A 19,965-nucleotide genomic window follows, 5' to 3' on the forward strand; every position below is an offset into this window, starting at 1 on the left:
TTCTTTTTGAAAAAATTAAACGATTTTTTCACTTTCATTTATATATAGTTCAAATTCTCCCGTTTTGAGTTTACGACGGAGAATTTTCCCAACAGGGCTTTTCGGTACTTCTTGAATAAATACATATTTTCTTGGACGTTTAAAGTTTGAAAGTTTTGTATTATTTTTACAATAATCGTCAAGTTCCTGTATGGTAAGTGACGGATCTTTTGGTACGACATAGGCAGAAACAACTTGGCCCCAGCGCTCATCTTCTTCACCAATTACAGCAACTTCATGCACTTTCGGATGCTTGGCTAAAACATCTTCTACTTCAAGAGGATGTATATTTTCTCCGCCGGAAATAATCATATCATCGACACGTCCGACGACATATAAATCTCCATCCTCATCTAATTTGCCAAGGTCTCCAGTAAAATACCATCCATCCCGAATGGCTTTTTTTGTAGCATCTGGCCTATTCCAGTAGCCTTTAAAGCTTTCTGGTGATTCAATATTGACAATGATTTCTCCCAGTTCTCCTTTTTCCACTACATCCTCTGGAGTTGCATTGCCATCAGGATCTGCCTTAACAATGCGGATACTCTGATGAAAGCCTGGCTTACCGGCACATCCTGGTTTTTCCTTCACATTATGGTTTATTGTAAATGTGTAAATTTCAGTGCTGCCAAAATGGTTCACAAACACTTCAGGCTTTAACATCTCAATACATTTTTCTGTTAAAGCTGTTGTCATAGAAGCGCCTGCATAACCAATTTTTTTCAACTTAGACAAATCGAAATGATGAAATTCAGCGTGATTTAACATATCGTGATATAACGTAGGTACTAAGTAAAGGCATGTAATTTCTTCACGTTCTATTAATTCCAACGCTTCCTTTGCATCAAAATCAGGCAGAATAACATATTTTCCATTTAAAAACATAATAGATAGAAGGGAGCGCATTCCCATTGTGTGATAAAGCGGCATTGTCCCTAATGTACTTTCCCCATCTTGATATTGGTTTTGAATAATATGGGCTAGCGCTGCACTATATTCATTTTTGTGCGTTCGAGGAACTCCTTTCGGTTTTCCTGTTGTTCCGGACGTATAAAGCATAAGAGCGATATCGTTATCATCTATCGTTGGCTTTTCCAAGCTGCCAGGACTTCTTTCAACAAGCTCATCATAGTAGATATCAGCTCCTTCTACTTCGCCGAATCCAATAAGTATCGGTTTTTGGTGCAGATTTGCTTTCAGCACGGATTCTTGGCTTACGCTCTCGTATACGACAGCAGCAGCCTCAGCATCATTTACACAATACTCAACTTCTTTCACCGAAAGCCGAAAATTAATTGGAGTGTAAATGGCTCCAATTTTTTGCAGCGCCCAATAAATCACCGTATTTTCAAGACGATTTTTTAAAAGAATCATAACGCGGTCATGCTGTTTAATGCCGATTTTTTGAAGTGAAGCAGCGACTTTTTCCACTTCGTTATGATATTGCCTGTACGTATACCTTCTGTCTCCTTCTACAACAGCAAGTCGATTTGGATGACGCTCAACAGCAAATTCAAAAAGAGTTAAAAGGTTCATATCATCATCACCTTTCCACCCGAGCATGATTACTATTTTCTTCAACTGTTTTTTGAATTGCTTCTATAATTCCAACATAACCCGTGCATCGGCATAAATGTCCTGATAGCATTTCTTTTATTTCTTGAACGGAAGGATTCGGATTTTTTTGTAAATAGTCAGTTGCTGACATTAAGATTCCAGGTGTACAGAACCCGCACTGAAGGCCGTGACATTCAATGAAATTTTTTTGTAATGGAGTTAATTGACCGTCTTCTCCCAAACCTTCTACTGTCGTGATCTCCTGCCCATCCACTTGAACCGCAAATATAAGGCAGCTTCGAACAGCTGAACCATTTAAATGGATCGTGCAAGCGCCACACACACCATGTTCACAGCCGACATGCGTGCCAGTGAGACCGCACGTTTCTCGTAAAAAATCACTTAACAGCAATCTTGACTCAACTTGTTCTTTATACTTTTTCCCGTTGATCGTCACTTCAATTTCATGAACGCTCATTGGCTTCACCCCTCGCTCGTTCGTAGGCTGATTTCACCGTACGCACTGCCAATTTTTTCGAAAGATGTCTTCTATATTCAGCAGTTGCGTGTATATCTGACTCTGGATCTACCATTTCATCCACTATATCCTCGACTTTTTGGAGAAGGGAGTCAGATAAAACCTCTCCTTTCATCCATTCGTTTGCCCCTTCTATTAACAATGGCGTTGCTTCAACACCGCCTAATACAAGTCTTACATTTGTAATGCGATCTAAATGATCAATCGTTAATTGACAAGCAGAGGCAACGAGTGCAAAATCACCGTGACGACGAGAAATTTCATAAAATGAATATCCATTTCTTTCTTGTTCTATAGGAATGTGAATTTCCGTCAGCATCTCATTTGGCATTATGTCAGTTGTTAAATAAGTAATAAAGAAATCCTCGACGTTTACTTCTCGCACCTCTTCTTTAGAAGCAATATGAAGGATCCCTCCGAGCGCCATCAATGAAAGAGGAATTTCAGCTGTTGGGTCAGCATGAACAAGACTTCCCCCAAATGTTCCCCGATTTCTCGTTTGAACGTGCCCAATAAAGGGAACCGCTTCACTTAGAAGCCCTAAATGCTTCTGAACTACATCTGAACTTTCAACTTCCGCCTGCCTCGTTAACGCACCAATTTTAACTTTGTCACTATCAAACTCAATAAATTGCAAATCATGAAGCTGATTAATGTCAATTAAACATTCTGGCGATGATAGTCTCATGTTCATTATTGGTACAAGACTTTGACCACCGGCAATGATTTTCCCGTCAAATCCTGCTTCTTCTAAAAGTGTTAAAGCTTCATCAACTGTTTTCGGGGAATAATAATCAAATTTTACGGGTTTCATATACTCCCCTCCTCGTTTAGTATTTTTAGAATCCTCTTTAGAGAGAGGCATTTTCCAGTTAGACTCTTTGATAACTTTTTCAGATAGTGTTGCTAACTGGCACTATCTGAAAAAGTTCCATTTTAGGGGTAGATTTTCGTGATGCCCCTAGATAGTAGTATTAAGGATCATTGGGAGAAATCCATCAGCTATGACTACTTATAAAGTCTGTTTCTCCAGCTCTTGTTCGAGCTTCTAACCCGCAATCTTGTTCCCTCTTGCCACCAATGCTGAATGTGACAGCTTCCAGACAGCATGGATTAGAGCAAGTTCTCGTGATTGATCAACAAGTGGACTGGGGACATCCCGAATAGTCCTTTCCACAGATCCTTACATGAAAGGGGTTATTTTCAGGAAAAGGGCAAAAATCGCTTTAAAGATGCTAAATGTAGCAAACTCCATTCAAAAGACAGCCAGATTTTCTTATCGGTGCAGAAGACTCAATCGACCTTTTCATTGCGTCCACTCACAGTATGATCTTGCAGTTCAAAGGATTTGGAATTTCCAATTCCTTTGATTTTTGTGCTTGACTAGTATTTTCTCTATTTAAATAGATTGTTCGCTTTTCGCTAGTTCTTTATTAAACTTTTTAAAGAAGTCCTGAATGATTAATTTAGCTACACCATTTAGCATTCTTTGCCCAACCATTGCCACTTTTCCGCCAACTTCCGCTTCATACGTATAGTTCAATTCCGTCTTGTTATCGTCAATTGGAACAAGATCAACAACTCCTGCTGCTTCAACACTTCCTGGTCCGCCTTCCCCTTTTACAACGAGCTTATAATGGTTCGGTTTTTGAACATCAGCAATTTCAATGGTTGATTCATATTTTCCTTTCACAGCAGCAATTCCAATAGATACTTCCGCTTCATATTTGTTTTCATTGACAGGCTCTAATTTTTTACAGCCCATAATGCAATTTTTTAATGCCTCTGGGTCCAGCAGCACTTCCCATGCTTTTTCAATTCCTGCATTTAATGTTACGCTTCCTTTTCCGTTCATGATGAAACCTCCTGTTTTTTAGACTGATTCAAAATGTTCCATACTTTATTTGGTGTTACTGGTAATGAATCAATCGTCACACCATATGGCTTCAACGCATCATTTACTGCATTTGCAATGACAACAGGTGCACTCATTGTATTTCCTTCTCCAAGACCTTTAGCGCCTAATGGTGTAAGTGGTGACGGCGTCTCGATATGTTTGATCGTTACATTTGGTACTTCAGGCGCTGTTGGACATAAATAATCCATAAACGATCCAGTTAAAAACTGACCTTTTTCATCGTAGACGAGTTCTTCATACATGGCGCCGCCAAGCCCATGGACTAGGCCTCCCAATATTTGTCCATCGACAATAAGCGGATTTAATAGTTTTCCTGCATCGTGAACCGTGAAATAATCAAGAATGTGAATGTCACCCGTCTCTGGATCAATTTCAACTGTCACTAAATCAGCAACAAATCCATACGTAACCGATGAATTAATTAAATCCTGGTCATCCGGCGGTTCAGCCTGGGCTGTATAATAGGCTGTTTCATAAATTCCAGGCTCCATCCCTTCTGGTAAAGAAAGCGGATTCCAATGGGCTGATCCAACAACCCTTTTTATAGAAATAGATTTAGATGGATCGGTTTTGGAAACAATGTTGCCTTTTTCAATTGTTAAATCTTCTTCCTTAGCTTTTAAAAAATGTGCAGCAATTTTGATAAGCTTATTTTTTACCTTATGTGCTGCGTAGTACACTGCACTTGATCCGAGTGACGCAAACCGGCTGGAATAGCTTCCAGAAGCAATGGACCATGCACTTGTTGCTGTATCAAGTTCAGCTACAACATTAATTTTTTCATGCGGAATTCCGAGAATTTCCGATACGATTTGGCTAGCGACCGTTTCATGCCCTTGTCCGGACGGTGTTGTACTAATGCGCACATTCACATTTCCCATAGGATCCATCGAAATCGTCGCCGCTTCTGAACAACCAGATTTCGGCAATCCTGCTTTTCTTTCCTCTGGAGTTAAGGCGATCGTAATGTACCCCATATTCGAACCGGATGGTTCAACGATAACAGCGAGGCCAACACCAAGAAGCTTTCCCCTCTTGCGTGCTTCAGCTTGTTTTTTTCTGAATTCATCATATTTACCGATTTTTAATAACAGGTCAAATGCTTTTTCATAGTCGCCGCTGTCATACACTCCACCAGATGCCGTTCTGTATGGAAATTGTTCTTTTTTAATTAAATTCCGTCTGATCACTTCAGCTGGCTCTAATTTTAATTCATCTGAAATGATTTGCATGATCCGTTCAAGAGGGAAATACGTTTCTTGTCCCCCATATCCGCGTATAAGCCCTGTTGGCAATTTATTCGTCATAACGGCATACGCATCAATCATTAAGTTTGGAATATCATAGGCACCGGTTGTGTTAGCATGATTCCGGTACAGACATGCCGGCTCTGGTGCCCGGATATATGCACCAACATTGTCAATCATTTTCATTTTTAATCCGAGTATTTTTCCGTCATTTTTTACTGCTGCTTCAATATATGTGACTCGATCCGTACAGCTTGAACTAGCTGCTAAATGCTCCTGCCTGTCCTCGATCCATTTCACTGGACAGCCTACGAGACGGCTTACAACGGAACAAAGAACGATATACGGGAATATTCCTGCCTTAATTCCATAGCTGCCGCCAATATCTTTTGGTATAATAATCCGCAACCGATTGCTTGGAATTTTTAATGCACCTGCCATAATCGAATGAAGTACAAACGGTCCATGAAAGTTTGCGTGAACTGTATAACTATCAGAGCTATGATCGTATTGGGCGACAATACCATATGTTTCAACTGGTGTTGCAGAATATTTCGGAAAATGAAAACGATGCTTGATGATTTTGTCGGCCTGCTCAAAAGCCTTCTCTACATCTCCATAATGAAAAGTTCGATGATTAGCGATATTTGAACCAACATTTTCATGTAAAATAGGTGCTCCTTTTTCGAGCGCACGTTCAATATCTACAATTGGTTCAAGATTTTCATATTTCACCTTAATTTTTTCTAACGCATCCTCCGCAATATATCGGTTTTTTGCCACGACAACTGCTACTGGCTCACCTACAAAACGAACTTTATCAATAGCAATTGGATAATAGTGTACTGGAGCACTGACGCCAACACTAAAAGGATTTAATAGAGGATGTACATCCTTACCTGTTACAACACCCTTTACTCCAGGAATTTCTAAGGCTTCCGAATAATCGATAGACACAATTTTGGCATGCGGATAAGGGCTCCTTAAAATGGCCACATGACCAGTATTCGGCGGGGTACCGATGTCATCAATATATTTTCCCTGACCAGTCAATAATCTAGCATCTTCAACACGCGTCACTCTTTTCCCAATCACTTTACTCATTTAACTTACCTCCTTCCGAAGAAATCTCTCATAATTTTGTGGTGACTCAACAACTTGAGGATATTGCGATCGCAGCAAAACAAATATCATTACGAATTTTTGCCCTTTTGGCTCATCCCTTTAAAGAACTGGATGACCTTTTTAATTCGATATTTTGCTTGAACAATAAACAGGTTCCCATTTCTTTCATAGCATTGAATCACGGCACAATAACGCAACAACGGTGTCAGTCTTGTCAGATGCATTTTTTAATCTTATTTTTAGCAATGTAATCAGCCTTGATTGATAATATCTCCCAAAACCAATCGGTTTACTTATTTCATAGAAACTTCCGTTCAGAGTTAAGACAGCAGCAATACCGCTTAACTGAGGTTTTTTACTTTCATCCACGGTATTTTGGTTAATACCTTTCCAATAGATGGAATTAATAGATTGTGTTTGACCATCCGCTTTGAAAAAACTGCAGCTGATATCACTCAACAAAATATGTTTTTTCACCTTTATGACTGATGTATCTTTTTTTAGGAATAAGCCATTGCCGCCAGCTCTGATAATTTCTTTCCTGTTCCGCCTCTGTACACCGTCATAATTTCAGCCAAAATACTAAAGGCAATTTCTTCCGGTGTTTTCGCTCCAATATCAAGACCGATAGGACTATGAATTTGCTGAATAGAAGGATGAGCCTTCAGAGTTTGGCTGCTTTCAATTAATTGGGCAGTTCTTTTTTTCGGACCTAATAGACCAATGTAAGCCGCATTTGAATGAATGATGGATTCTAATATTTCTTGATCGTGTAAAAAATTGTGTGTCATTATAATGACATATGTGTTTTCATTAAACGAAACGTCAGGAACAGACCCTTTAGGATAAACTTGGATAAAATCAGCATCAGGAAAATTATTTTCATTGCAATAAGTAGGACGATGGTCAAGAACAGTCACAATCCATTTCAAGCTTTTCGCCATTTTGACAAGCGGAATGGCATCAGGACCTGCGCCAAAAATCTTTAAGTGTGGTGGTGGACTTAATGATTCATAATATACGTACAATTCTTTTTCACCACCTAAATAAACCATTTCATTTTTTAAATTGTTTTTCCGATCTTGATAATCATGAGCAATTTCAGAAACGGTAATAAGTGAGTCGTCATTACTTTGCAAAGGGTCTAGGATCCACATTTTTCCTTGAAGATTTTCATCTTTCGCATTCACGATCGTGACAGCGTGTAATTGTTTTTGGAGGGATTGAGAAAAATATTGATCAATCACTTCTGTCCTTTCAGGCTGCTTTTTTGGCAGATATGGTTGTAAAAATATGTTCATTTTCCCATTACAGCCGACACCAAGTCCCCAAACAATATCCTCTTCTCCGTAAAAATCATAGTGGAGAACTGCCGGCTTACCCGTTTCGAGCACTTTTACAGCATGTTCTACAATATCTGCTTCGACGCAGCCTCCGCTTAAAAGACCTGTTAGCTTTCGATCTTCTGATACGAAGCATTTTGCCCCTGTCTTTTGGTAGGTAGATCCTTTTGTAGAAATAATGGTTCCAATAACACCTGATAACCCTTCCTTTTTGCAGCGTTCCAATTCCTTTTTAATCGTAATCACGACTTCACCTCCTATTCTTTAAAATGAAACTGCTCCCGATACTCTCTTGGCGTCTTCCCAACCAATTTTTTAAAAGCGGTTGCAAAATAGCTTGCATTTGAAAAACCGGTATTGTTAGCGATAATTTCAATCGGAAGACTCGAAACTCTAAGCAGCGTTTTAGCTTTTTGAACTCTAACAAACGATAAATATTCCACAAATGTCATACCAACTTCTTCTTTAAACAATCGGCTGAAATAAGATGGACTTAAATATACTTGATTTGCCACTTCTTTTAGAGTAAGAGCATAACCATAATTCATTTGAATAAACTGAATGGCACTTTCGATCGGATTTTTTAAGTCAGAGGAAAAATGACTTTTACCATTGATGGTTTGATTAATTTCTTTATTTAATCCTTGGGGCAAAATCCGCTCAAATGTATCAAGCAGTTCATTTTTGGAAAGCGGTTTCAACAAATAAGCTGAAAAACCTGAGTTGATCGCTTCCTGAACAAACTCGAACATTTTTAACTGAGTCACAACAATCACGGGCAAATCTGGATACAGTTGCAACGCTGATCTCCCTAATTTGATACCGTCTATATCTGGCAAGGAGATATCCACAATGAGTATAGTCGGTCGATTTTGCTTTAAAAGGATCATACCTCGTTGAGATGTACTTGCTTCATAAATGGAAAGAAAGCTGAATTTACTATCTTCAATAATTGACTTTAAATCCTTCCGAGCAGATTTATCATTATCAACAATTAATACATCAGCCAATTGCTCCCCTCCTTGTTTCTATATATTAGATAAAAATGTATTTTAATGGTTTAAAAATTTTGCGATTTCAATTTTAATTTTTTCTCTTTCGAATTTTCTAAAAAAATAAAAAAACAATCAGCATTTCATCACCAAACGCCGATTGTTTATCCTCCTATATATGACATCTCAATTTTATTTTTGTTCAACATACCTTTGTTTTCTGTACGTTCAACAGAATATTGATCTTTACGATTTTGCCAAACACGTTCAATAGCCATTTTGATTTCTTCTGGACTTTTTCCTGAACGAATGAAATCCCGTAAATCAAATCCTTCGTGGGCATATAAACAAGTGTACAGCTTTCCGTCTGATGAAATACGCGCCCTCGTACAGCTTGAACAAAATGGTTCTGATACTGATGTAATAAATCCGATTTCTGAACCTGTGTCTTGATGACGATATCTCTTGGCTACCTCTCCAAAGTAGTTTTCATCAATTGGTTCAATGGAATAAACAGAACTAATCATCTTTACGATATCTTTTTTTATCAAGACATCTTTCATATTCCAGCCGTTTGTATTGCCTACATCCATAAATTCAATAAATCTTAATGGAATCCCCTTGTTTTTAAAATATTCCGTCATCGGCAAAATTTGGTGATCATTTACTCCTTTTTGTACAACCATATTTACTTTAACCGAAAAACCGATCGATACAGCATAATCAATATTTGCCAAGACCGTTTTTGCTGATACATCTCGGCCATTTAGACGGCGAAACGTATCGTCATCAATTGCATCAAGGCTGATGTTCAATCGACGAAGACCTGCTTCATACAATTTTGAGCCATACTTTTTTAAATACACGCCGTTTGTTGTCAAACCAATATCATGAATTCCTTCAATTTTTGAAAGCATGGCAATTAGTTTATATACATCCTTTCGAAGAAGCGGTTCGCCTCCCGTCAGCTTAATTTTCTTCACGCCAAGCTCAACAAAAATTTTCGTGAGCCGGGCAATTTCTTCAAACGTCAACAAGTGATCCTTCGGAAGGAATTGATAATCGTCTCCGAATATCTCTTTCGGCATACAATACGTGCACCGGAAATTGCATCGGTCGGTTACAGAAATACGCAAATCGCGCAAAGGGCGGTGCCTCTGATCCAAGACTTGGTCTTTTTTCATTTTTTATCACATTCCTTTATAAGGATTTTCAAAAATGATCGATATTATAAATGTTATCCTATCAAATTATTAAAACGATTTCAAAAATATTGCATGAATGGCAAAAGGACACTCCTTTTTCTTTCCTATCATTTTGTATAACAAAGAGGACTCCTTACAGATTATTTAGATAAAACGAAAAAATAACTACTGTTACACTTTGTCGTCAATCAGAAACAAAAACCGCCCGGTAATTCGGTTGGTCGTTTCGCATAATTTATAATTCTCAACATTTGTGCTTCTATTAAAAGCACTTCCTTTTATCAATTTAGATTCTAAGACCAGAAAGAGCTTATCATTGATTAAAAACTACAGCAAGTAAAAAAACTTGCATATTGAGGCTTGACATATTTTTATAACAACATTACAATAGATATTGTCAAAAAAACGCATTAGAAATTCATCTGTTTTGTTAATATGATTCCGTAGCTCAGCAGGGAGAGCGCCACCTTGACAGGGTGGAGGTCGCTGGTTCGAGCCCAGTCGGAATCATCATTAAAAACCTTAGTAGACGTGGTTCTTGTGAAATACAAGAATCGCGTTTTCTTTTTCTCTTTTTTTACTGACTTTTTAACGGCGAAACATTAAAATATCAGGTTTATTCAACAGACTATTTAACTTGTAATTTTTTTCAAATGTAAATTTTGTTTACGCCTTTTATATCATTCAAATTTTCCGTTTTCTTGCCGCTATATTGTATTTTTTAACAATTTTAGTTATATTCACCTTTTTTGACTGTGTAATATGTTTTAACTTTAAATAAAGTTAGGTACAGCGAGCTAATTGGCGACGAATTTGGCGACCGAATGGCGACCACAATAATTAGCAACACAATGTTTTATTTAATCTTCTTATCAATTGTTTTTAACAAATTACGTTTCTCCTTGTTTTAAAATATGCAAACTAGTTTTTTTACTTAAACTTTTTGATTCCTCCATTCACCAACAGTTGCGTTTGAAAAATTAAATTTTGGGATGACCAGATTTCAACAAAATTAAAAATGTACAGACCTTTGTCTGTTTTAGGCCGATCCAAGCCTTTTGGGTCGGCTTCTTTTTTCGGCATGAAAAAATCGGATGAGACTTTAGTTCAATTAGACTAGAAAATTTAATTTTCTGTAAAAAAAATAAAATTTTCTAAATTAAATCTTGTAAATTTTTCCTACCACGCTGTATAATCAATTTGATCTATTCAGTACTCGGAGGGATTTTGATGAAATTACGTAAACTATTGTTTTCGATAGTGTTTGCATTTTCTTTTTTGCTGATCCCGTTTCACGAAACAACAAGCGCTCAGGCAAAAAATATGTATGTTCATTTTATTAATGTCGGACAAGGAGACGCAATTTACATAAAAGCTCCGAATGGAGAAGATATTCTCATTGATGGTGGAAATAACAGTTATGGAGATGACGTTGTTAATTATTTGAAAAAGCAAAAAGTGGATGATATCGAAATAATGATTGCAACTCATCCGGACGCAGATCATATTGGCGGTCTGGACACTGTGCTATCTGCTTTTCGAGTAGAGCAGGTGTATGCGCCAAAAGTCAGCCATACGACGGAAAGCTACAAAGATTTTTTAAATGCTGTTAAGCGTGAAGGCAAAAAAATAAAGACCGCTCAAGCAAATGTTGCTTTGCCGATCAAAGGAGTTACCGCAAAATTCGTTGGGCCTGTCAAAGCATATCCAAAAAGCGACTTAAACAACTGGAGTGCTGTTTTAAAGCTTACTTACGGTAAAAAATCATTTCTTTTCACTGGCGATGCGGAACTTAAAGCAGAATCGGATATGATTAAAGCTAAACAAAATTTGCGAGCTGACGTCCTAAAAGTAGGACACCATGGCGCCAAAACATCTACAAGCACATCGCTGTTAAACTCAGTAAAACCGACATATGCCGTCATTTCCGTCGGCAAGAACTCATACGGCCATCCTACTCAAGATGTGATCAATCGGCTGAAAACATACAAAATAAACACTTTTAGAACGGATAAACAAGGCCATATTGTTGCAACAACGAACGGCTCCAATCTTTCCTTTAATGTAAAAGCGGCATCGTCCGGTGCAGCAAGCAAACCAACTAGCTACAAATTAACAGCAAGTGTCGATAACAAAACTCCAAAGCAAAACTCAACAATAATACTGAATGTAAAAGGGCTGCCAAACGGAACAAAATATAAAGCTGTTTTTAAATACAAAAGCAAAAACACCACTTATACCGGTACTATTGGCAAGCCATTGTCGGTAAAAATCGGCCGTGCTGCAAAAGGTTATACTGTTAAAATCGATGTATCAGCCACTTATAAAAACAAAACTTATAAAGCACAAACATCTTTCACTCCTAGATAAGGTGGGACATTATGAAATTTATTATTGATCGATTTGAAAATGACATCGCAGTCTGCGAAGATGAAAACGGCAAAATAATCGAAATTTCAAAAAGCCAGTTGCCTAAAAATGCAGAAACGGGAGATGTAATTATTCAGAAAAATAACCGTTATTATGTCGATAAACAAGAAACAAGCAAACGAAGACAAGAAATTGAAGAGTTAATGGACGAATTGTTTGAAGATTAATCGTTTTTTCAATTAAGATTCCAAGCAAATATGATTGAAGTGGAAGTGTCAAATGATGCTTCCACTTCATTATTTTTTGCCGTTTTAGAATCGCGCCTATAGAGCTGATCATTCATTTTTTCCTCTATGCTTGGTTTTTATAGATTTAAATTTTCGTGTTCTATCGGATTTCATTTTGCCGTCTAGGTTGAAATGCCGCTCCATTTCCCTCCTATTCGTGACATAAAGCGGTTTTTCTTAAACAACATTTTGAATTTTGCAGCATAAAAATAAATCGGCCTTCTGCAAATTAATGGATTGATTCCAACACATCCTTTCTGTCTCTCCGACATTTTATCCTGATTTTGTTCGTTCCAATGTGAATTGCTCTCCGCGTTTATTCTGCGTCTCAATGATTCCGCCTGTAAGAAGACTGAATCATGTTCTAATCAATGGATCGATTCTTCCATGACAACCTGTCTTCTTTAAATGCTTTCACCTTTCACTTTTTGATCAGCTTTGTATTTCCATATATATTGAAACGCATATAATGCGATGAAAATGATGAGACCTGTTATGTCTGAAAAACGTTCTGGATAAATCAGCAACAGCCCGGCCACGACCGCGGCAATTCGTTCAATCAAATGCATTTTTCTCATCCAATATCCGATCATCCCGGCTCCAATTGCGATCATTCCGCAAAACGCCGTAAAGACTACCCATAAAATTCCAAGCCATGTCGTATCAATCATTAACATTTGCGGAGACAAAACGAAAATATACGGAATGATAAAGGCGGCGATTGCCAATTTTGAAGAGTGAATTCCCGTTCGGATCGGTTCTCCTCCTGATACACCGGCTGCGGCAAAGGCTGCAAGAGCAACTGGCGGTGTAATGTCGGCAATAATCCCGAAGTAAAACACAAATAAATGTGCAGACAGATCAGGTACCCCCAACAAAATAATCGCTGGTGCAGCAATCGTTGAGGTAATAACATAGTTCGCTGTAGTCGGCGAACCCATTCCAAGTATCAACGAAGCTATCATCGTTAGCATTAATGTCGGAATGAGATTGCCCCCGGCGATATCAAGCAGCCCGTTGGCAAGCTTCAAACCAAGCCCGGTTTTCGTCACAACGCCGACAATAATTCCAGCAGCGGCTGTTGCTGCCGCAACCCCTAACGCTGTACGGGCGCCGTCGACGAGCGCTAATACAATATCCTTAAATGTCATCCGATTCTCACGATTTAAAAATCCAGCGACAATCGAAATACATATCGAATAAATGGCAGCATGTGTAACGGTCACTCCTGACATTAGCAAAATAATAATAACAACGATCGGGGCTAACAAATGCAGTTTTTTCAAAATTTCTTTCCGATTCGGCATTTCTTCTTTTGACAAGCCTCTTAAACCGATTCGCTTTGCTTCAAAATGAGTCATGATCCAAATCCCTGCAAAATATAGAATAGCCGGAATAGCTGCCGCTTTGGCAATGTCCCAATACGTAATGCCGTTCCCGATAAATTCAACCATTAAAAACGCAGCTGCTCCCATAACCGGCGGCATTAACTGACCGCCTGTAGATGAAGAAGCCTCCACCGCTCCTGCAAAATCTTTGTTATAACCAAGCTTTTTCATCATCGGGATGGTAAACGCGCCGGATGTGACGACATTGGCAACTGAGCTTCCGCTGATCGTTCCTTGAAGGGCACTGGAAAAAATAGCTACTTTTGCAGGACCGCCAATTCTGCGCCCTGCAACGGCAACGGCCAAATCATTAAAATATTGACCAATCCCAGTTCTAATTAAAAAGGAGCCGAAAAGGAGAAACAAAAAGATAAAGGTTGATGACACGCCTAGCGGAGTTCCTAAAATCCCTTCGGTTGTAAAGAACATAGTTTGAACAATTCGTTCAGAACTAAGACCGCTATGCTGGAGAAAGTTAGGCATGCTAGGACCAAAATAGGCATACGCCAAGAAAAGCAGCGCGATGATCGTAATCGGCAGCCCAACCGCCCTCCTTGTTGCCTCTAAAACTAGTAAAATAGCTAAAATTCCGATATAAAAATCCGTTTCTGTCAATATTCCGACGCGCATTACAATGTCATCAATGAACAGCGGCCAATATGCTCCAACGCCAATACTTAAAAGCGCAAGGATGATATCATACCAAGCCACTTGAAATTTATATTCTTTCCTCTTTTTTCGATTAGCCGGAAACAAAAGAAAAATCAAAGCAAGCGCAAAACCGAGATGGACAGAGCGCTGGATTTGCGCTGTAAAAACACCGAAAATTGATGTATACAACTGAAACAGCGAAAATGCCAATAATCCGGCAAATGCGATGCCGCCCAACACGCCTTTTAGCTTCCTCGTTCCTGCTTCAGGATCATATTTTTCAAGCAGCATTTGCTGCTCTTCTTCTGACAGTACGTCAAATTTCTCTTTACTCACGAATATTCACTCCTTTCACCTGCTGCCAAATACTGATTTTTGCCGGTTTTATTCTTACCCATGAGCCGGGTCCAAAAAAATCCGCCAATTTGTAGCTGTTACCTTGATAAACGATTCGGTGATCGGCCTGTACTTGTCCAATTCTCAAATCAATATAGGAAAATTCTCGCTCCATGTTTTTTATAAAAAATTTTCCATCCTTTTCTAAAAATTTCCCCTCCCCTTCCACATTAGAAGGCATTCCAACAGCAAAATTTTCATACTCAAGTTCTGTCTGAATGATTTTGTTATTGCGTAATGTATATGTCTCCTTCACATCCGTAAGATGGATGGAATGAGTGTACTGAATTTGAAACAAGTCATCATCACGGACAGGCAGATAACCTAATAAGTCATTCTGATCTTCATGATAAAAAGCGATGGCATTTACAATAGGAAGGAAAAATAAAAAAACGTTGATTGTCATAAAAAGGGGAAGACAGATGAACAAAGCTTTCATCCTAGCTCTCATGAAAATCCCCGCCTAAAATGGAGTTACATATAATGAAATCGATAGACCGTTTAAAACGGCCTATCTTTGATGCGTTATGGCTGGATTCCTTTTTCTGAAAAATACGTTTCAGCCCCTGGATGAAGCGGCAAATTGCCTATTCCATCAAGGGCTGCCTCCGCTTTGATTAATTTGCCTTTTGCGTGAGTAATTTTATTTGTATTTTCAAAAATCGCTTTTGTAATATTGTATACGGCATCTTCATCCAATTCGCCGCGGACGACCAGCATCGCTTTTACAGCGACTGTTTTTACGTCCTCAGGAATTTTATATGTCCCCTTTGGTACTGTATCTTCAGCATAGTAAGGATATTTTTCAATCAATTGTTTGATTTTGTCATCCGCAATCGGAATTACTCTAATTTCTTTTTGTGCTGAGAGCGATTCAACTGCAGCCGTCGGTGTCCCCGCAGTAATGAATGCAGCGTCTATGCTTCCGGATTGAATGCCGTCCGTTGATTCGTCAAAAGATAAGCTTTGCGCTTTAATATCATCAAAGCTTAATCCATGAATTTCTAAAATTTGCTGTGCGTTTGCATTCACTCCAGACCCAGGGGCACCAACGGAAACCGACTTGCCTTTCAAATCTTCAACAGAAAGAATGCCACTATCTTTTGTTGTAATAATTTGCACCGTCTCCGGATATAAAGTCCCAATTGCTTTAACATTGTCGACTTTATTGTCTTTGAACATCAATTCACCGTTTAATGCATAAGCAGCAATATCAGTTTGCGAGAACGCAATATCAGCTTCACCATTTTTTAGCGCTTGCATATTTTCTGCTGATGCTCCTGAAGATTGTGCATTTGCATTAAAGTCCGTTTCTTCCGAAATAATTTGCGCCATCGATCCGCCGAGCGGGTAATAAGTTCCTCCTGTGCCTCCGGTTAAAATGCTTAACGTCTTGCTTCCTGCCTTTTCCCCGCTTTGATTGGAGCCATCACTTTTGCTGCTTCCTCCTTCGCTGTTATTTCCACACGCAGAAATGATCATTATGAAAAGAAGAGCTGTTAAGAATATAAGTCCGCTTCGCCATTTGATCATTGATACTCCCCCTTTTTAAATTCGTTTGACTTTGGGTGCATTACTATCATATTAAAGAACAAATGAAAAAATGTGGGATAATATGTCAGCTAGATTATCAACATAAAAAAAAGACAGGAATTGTCGGTATTCGACATCTCCCTGTCTTCTATTTAAGGTAAGAAAAAATTTATTGATAGGCCAAAACAGTAGAAAGACCAGACTCCAAATCATTTTTTAAGTCTTCAAAATTTTCTAGCCCTACGCTTAATCGAAGAAGACCATCGGTTATCCCTCTTTTGATCCGTTCTTCTTTCGGCATCGCGGCATGGGACATTTTAGCTGGATACGACAAGATCGATTCAACTGCACCAAGGCTGACTGCGAAAACAGGCAGCTGAACATGATCAGCAAGAATCTTGACCGCTTTTTCATCTTCTAGTTCAAACGATAAAACCGCTCCACCGTTGACACTTTGCCGCAAATGAATATCTGACCCTGGGTGATCGTGAAGACCTGGATAGTACACTTTTTTAATGGCAGGGTGCTTTTTCAAAAATTCTGCTAATTGAGAAGCTGTTTTGACGGATTGATCCAGCCGCACATGAAGTGTTTTTAACCCTCTTAATACAAGCCAGCAATCATGCGGGCCGAGAACAGCGCCGAAGGCATTTTGAAGTTTGTAAAGCTCTTCGCCAAGCTTTTCATCTTTCACAACTGCCAATCCTGCCAAACAGTCGCTATGACCTGCCAAAAATTTTGTTGCACTATGTAAAACAATATCGGCCCCTAAATCGAGAGGCCTTTGCAAAGCCGGAGTCATAAATGTATTATCAACAAATGTTAAACAGCCGTTTTCTTTTGCAAGCTGCACAATTGCTCGAATGTCCGTCACTTTTAACAGCGGATTCGAGGGCGTTTCAATGTAAATCACTTTTGTGTTCAGACGTATATTTGCTTTTACGGCATCAAGGTCCATCATATCGACAAACGTATATTCAATGCCAAAGCGCGATAAAACATCGGCAACGATCCGGTATGTTCCGCCGTACACATCTTCTGTGACCAAAACATGATCACCGGAAGAAAGTAAAAGAAAAGCTGTTGATATAGCGGCCATCCCAGAAGCAAACGCAAAGCCTCTCACTCCGCCTTCCAGTTCGGCAATCGCCTCTTCCAACGCTTTTCGTGTTGGATTTCCTGAACGGCTGTAGTCAAATTCAGAAGATTCATCCAATGTTTGCTGATGAAACGTTGACGCTTGCTGAATCGCCACGCTGACAGCACCAGTTGTCGGGTCAACCTTATGTTTATTATGAATCAATTTTGTTTGAAAGCTCCATTGGTCATGCATTTAGTAAATCCCCTTTCGCAGCTGCTTGCAATGCCTGCTTGAGATCTTCCTTCAAATCCTCCACGCTTTCAATCCCTACAGAAAAACGGAGAAGCCGGTTACATACACCGTTTTGAATTCGGATTTCTTCCGGAATGTCCGCATGTGTTTGGGTAGCTGGATACGTTATAAAGCTTTCTACCCCTCCAAGGCTTTCCGCAAAACAGATTAATTTCAGATTCTGCAAAAACGGGTTGACCCATTCTTCTTTTTTCACACGGAAGGAAAGCATTCCGCCTCTGCCAGGATATAATACATCATCAATTTCAGGAAGCTCTTTTAAATATGCCGCCAGCTCCCTTGCATTTTCCTGATGTTTGGCCATTCTCAATGATAAAGTTTTCATTCCTCTAAGCAGCAGCCACGAATCAAAAGGAGATAATACCGCACCAATTGCATTTTGATGCATGGCTAATTTTTCGCAAATTTCTTTCCCTTTTGCACAGACCAGGCCGGCAAGGACATCGTTGTGACCGCCTAAATATTTCGTTGCGCTGTGAATCACGATATGCGCTCCTTCTTCAATCGGACGCTGCAAAACAGGTGTGTAGAACGTATTGTCAACGATCAGCAGCAAATTGTGCTTCCGGGCCAATTCCGCCAACGAGGAAATCGATGTTTCCTGCATAAGCGGATTAGTGGGCGTTTCTAGAAAAATCGCTTTAGTATTTTCGTTTATTAATGATTCCGTATATTCGCGAGACGTAAAATCGTCATAGTGGAAGGAAAGACCGTATTTGCGCCACTCTTCTTCAAACAAGCGGTATGTCCCGCCATATAAATCTTTTGAAACGATCAGTTCATCTCCACTTTTAAATAAAGCCATAATCGTCTGAATCGCTGCCATTCCGGAAGAAAATGCAAATCCTTGATCGGCTCCCTCCAATTTGGCTATGGCGTCCTCGACAAGCTCTCTCGTTGGATTTTTTGTCCGAGTGTAATCATAACCTGTTGATTCACCTATTCCTTTATGCCGGTAGGCTGTGGACAAATAAATGGGGGCGCTTACTGTTCCTGTAAGAGCTTCACTTCGATTTCCTAATTGGGCCAAAACTGTTTCAATATTCATCTTTGACTTTCCTCCTTTTTTAGTTAGTAAAAATGTGCTGCTTTCATTGCCTGTAGAGGAGGCTTTAAAAATAAAACGCCCTCTTCATAAGAAGAAGGCGTTTATTGTTTGGCTCCTTCTTATCTTCCAAGCATATCTTACGGCAAAATGCTTGCTGGATTTAGCACCTTGGTACAAAGGTTATCATGCCGCCGTCCTTGTACCGGTTGCTGAGACTTCTTCGGGCCAGTTCCCTCCGCCTCTCTCGATAAGAATTCCGATATGAACTTTTGATAGGTATAACTTTACCTCAGTTTTAAAAAAAATTCAAGACGTTTCCTGCCAACAATTCCGATAACTTTGATTTATTTTCAGTAAAACTAAAGAAAAATAAGAACATTCTTTAAATAATCCGTCGATTCTTGAAATGTTTTTTTGCGAAAGCCAAAAGGGAAATTTTTTTGTATGGATCACCTTTGATCCTCCATCATTTCAATGAAAGTGGTTTTATTTTCCCCTGAGGCTTCCCAAATTTTAATAGATTTTAAAATATAAATATCCAATTCGGAAGCTGTCGTATTTGGAGAAAAATTGTGAACGAGGTGATCTTCTTTAGAGAAATTGGAAAATTTTAAGAGTATTTAATAAACAGTGAATGAAACGATTGTATTGGCAAACTAATCGTTTGATAAATTTTTCGCCAACTTCTGTCAAACGAACCCGTACTCCATAAAGCAGCTGAACAGAAAACGAAGATGCGATATTTGTTTTGCAGGTGAAGCTGGGAAGCAAAAAAGATGAACATAAACGTGCCGTTGGAAAATATGCTGAACATTCTTTACTGATGCGCCTTCTCTTTTTTATCAATATTATGGAAAGGAAAGACTGTTTATGATGCTGTATATGATCGACAGCATACGAACCAATAATTTTCATGACGAGCAAATGATGGGGCA

The 19,965-nt window shown here is 39.0% G+C and carries 15 protein-coding genes, 1 tRNA gene, 1 pseudogene and 1 riboswitch; of the genes and pseudogenes, 3 read left to right on the forward strand and 14 right to left on the reverse strand.

What is annotated here, in order from left to right:
* Positions 1-15: 15 nt before the first annotated feature.
* From NSQ61_RS09890 to moaA, 9 genes are all read right to left on the reverse strand, one after another.
* A complete protein-coding gene (locus NSQ61_RS09890) occupies positions 16-1,575 on the reverse strand; it encodes a class I adenylate-forming enzyme family protein (RefSeq protein WP_311067057.1) in 1,560 nt (519 codons plus the stop codon).
* Between the two features lie 7 nt (positions 1,576-1,582).
* Positions 1,583-2,074, reverse strand: a complete 492-nt coding sequence (locus NSQ61_RS09895; RefSeq protein WP_063387539.1) for a (2Fe-2S)-binding protein — start codon at positions 2,072-2,074, stop codon at positions 1,583-1,585.
* Complete coding sequence (locus NSQ61_RS09900) at positions 2,061-2,948, reverse strand: FAD binding domain-containing protein (protein WP_340806873.1); 888 nt, start codon at positions 2,946-2,948, stop codon at positions 2,061-2,063. Before NSQ61_RS09900 ends, NSQ61_RS09895 begins: the two co-directional genes overlap by 14 nt.
* Positions 2,949-3,533: 585 nt before the next feature.
* Positions 3,534-3,989 carry an SRPBCC family protein gene (locus NSQ61_RS09905; RefSeq protein ID WP_063387537.1) on the reverse strand — a complete coding sequence of 152 codons (456 nt, stop codon included), beginning with the start codon at positions 3,987-3,989 and terminating at the stop codon, positions 3,534-3,536.
* Positions 3,986-6,403: a xanthine dehydrogenase family protein molybdopterin-binding subunit gene (locus NSQ61_RS09910; protein WP_130157993.1), complete on the reverse strand. Its 2,418-nt coding sequence runs from the start codon at positions 6,401-6,403 to the stop codon at positions 3,986-3,988. Before NSQ61_RS09910 ends, NSQ61_RS09905 begins: the two co-directional genes overlap by 4 nt.
* 186 nt (positions 6,404-6,589) lie before the next feature.
* Positions 6,590-6,886: a hypothetical protein gene (locus tag NSQ61_RS09915; RefSeq protein ID WP_340806874.1), complete on the reverse strand. Its 297-nt coding sequence runs from the start codon at positions 6,884-6,886 to the stop codon at positions 6,590-6,592.
* Between the two features lie 38 nt (positions 6,887-6,924).
* Positions 6,925-8,013 carry an XdhC family protein gene (locus NSQ61_RS09920; RefSeq protein WP_340806875.1) on the reverse strand — a complete coding sequence of 363 codons (1,089 nt, stop codon included), beginning with the start codon at positions 8,011-8,013 and terminating at the stop codon, positions 6,925-6,927.
* An 11-nt stretch (positions 8,014-8,024) separates the two neighbouring features.
* On the reverse strand, positions 8,025-8,777 hold the full coding sequence (locus NSQ61_RS09925) for a response regulator transcription factor (protein WP_063387533.1): 753 nt from the start codon (positions 8,775-8,777) through the stop codon (positions 8,025-8,027).
* A gap of 146 nt (positions 8,778-8,923) precedes the next feature.
* The gene (moaA, locus tag NSQ61_RS09930; RefSeq protein WP_144596582.1) at positions 8,924-9,943 is read right to left on the reverse strand and encodes a GTP 3',8-cyclase MoaA; all 1,020 of its coding nucleotides are present in this window, start codon (positions 9,941-9,943) and stop codon (positions 8,924-8,926) included.
* A gap of 458 nt (positions 9,944-10,401) precedes the next feature.
* Here moaA and NSQ61_RS09935 point away from each other — a divergent pair.
* The 3 genes and pseudogenes from NSQ61_RS09935 to NSQ61_RS09945 all read left to right on the forward strand — a co-directional run bounded on the left by NSQ61_RS09935 (position 10,402) and on the right by NSQ61_RS09945 (position 12,561).
* Positions 10,402-10,474: transfer RNA gene (locus NSQ61_RS09935), tRNA-Val, on the forward strand.
* 720 nt (positions 10,475-11,194) lie between these two features.
* Positions 11,195-12,022, forward strand: a pseudogene (locus tag NSQ61_RS09940) (ComEC/Rec2 family competence protein); the annotation flags it as partial.
* A gap of 323 nt (positions 12,023-12,345) precedes the next feature.
* Positions 12,346-12,561: a DUF3006 domain-containing protein gene (locus tag NSQ61_RS09945; RefSeq protein WP_327847680.1), complete on the forward strand. Its 216-nt coding sequence runs from the start codon at positions 12,346-12,348 to the stop codon at positions 12,559-12,561.
* A gap of 464 nt (positions 12,562-13,025) precedes the next feature.
* Here the strand turns inward: NSQ61_RS09945 and NSQ61_RS09950 are convergent, their stop codons facing one another.
* The 5 genes from NSQ61_RS09950 to NSQ61_RS09970 all read right to left on the reverse strand — a co-directional run bounded on the left by NSQ61_RS09950 (position 13,026) and on the right by NSQ61_RS09970 (position 19,030).
* Positions 13,026-14,951, reverse strand: coding sequence for a TRAP transporter permease (locus NSQ61_RS09950; RefSeq protein ID WP_340808097.1), 1,926 nt, complete (start codon positions 14,949-14,951; stop codon positions 13,026-13,028).
* A 37-nt stretch (positions 14,952-14,988) separates the two neighbouring features.
* Positions 14,989-15,507 carry a DUF1850 domain-containing protein gene (locus NSQ61_RS09955; RefSeq protein ID WP_311067053.1) on the reverse strand — a complete coding sequence of 173 codons (519 nt, stop codon included), beginning with the start codon at positions 15,505-15,507 and terminating at the stop codon, positions 14,989-14,991.
* Positions 15,508-15,581: 74 nt separating this feature from the next.
* Entirely contained in the window at positions 15,582-16,589 is a 1,008-nt protein-coding gene (locus NSQ61_RS09960) for a TAXI family TRAP transporter solute-binding subunit (RefSeq protein ID WP_144596586.1), read from the reverse strand.
* A 169-nt stretch (positions 16,590-16,758) separates the two neighbouring features.
* Complete coding sequence (metC, locus tag NSQ61_RS09965; protein WP_340806876.1) at positions 16,759-17,922, reverse strand: cystathionine beta-lyase; 1,164 nt, start codon at positions 17,920-17,922, stop codon at positions 16,759-16,761.
* Positions 17,915-19,030, reverse strand: coding sequence for a methionine biosynthesis PLP-dependent protein (locus NSQ61_RS09970; protein ID WP_066248281.1), 1,116 nt, complete (start codon positions 19,028-19,030; stop codon positions 17,915-17,917). The genes metC and NSQ61_RS09970 overlap by 8 nt, the downstream gene beginning before the upstream one ends.
* A gap of 116 nt (positions 19,031-19,146) precedes the next feature.
* Positions 19,147-19,284, reverse strand: a riboswitch (SAM riboswitch).
* Positions 19,285-19,965 lie beyond the last annotated feature (681 nt).

Source organism: Aeribacillus sp. FSL K6-1121, assembly GCF_038003725.1.
Taxonomy (GTDB): domain Bacteria; phylum Bacillota; class Bacilli; order Bacillales; family Aeribacillaceae; genus Aeribacillus; species Aeribacillus composti.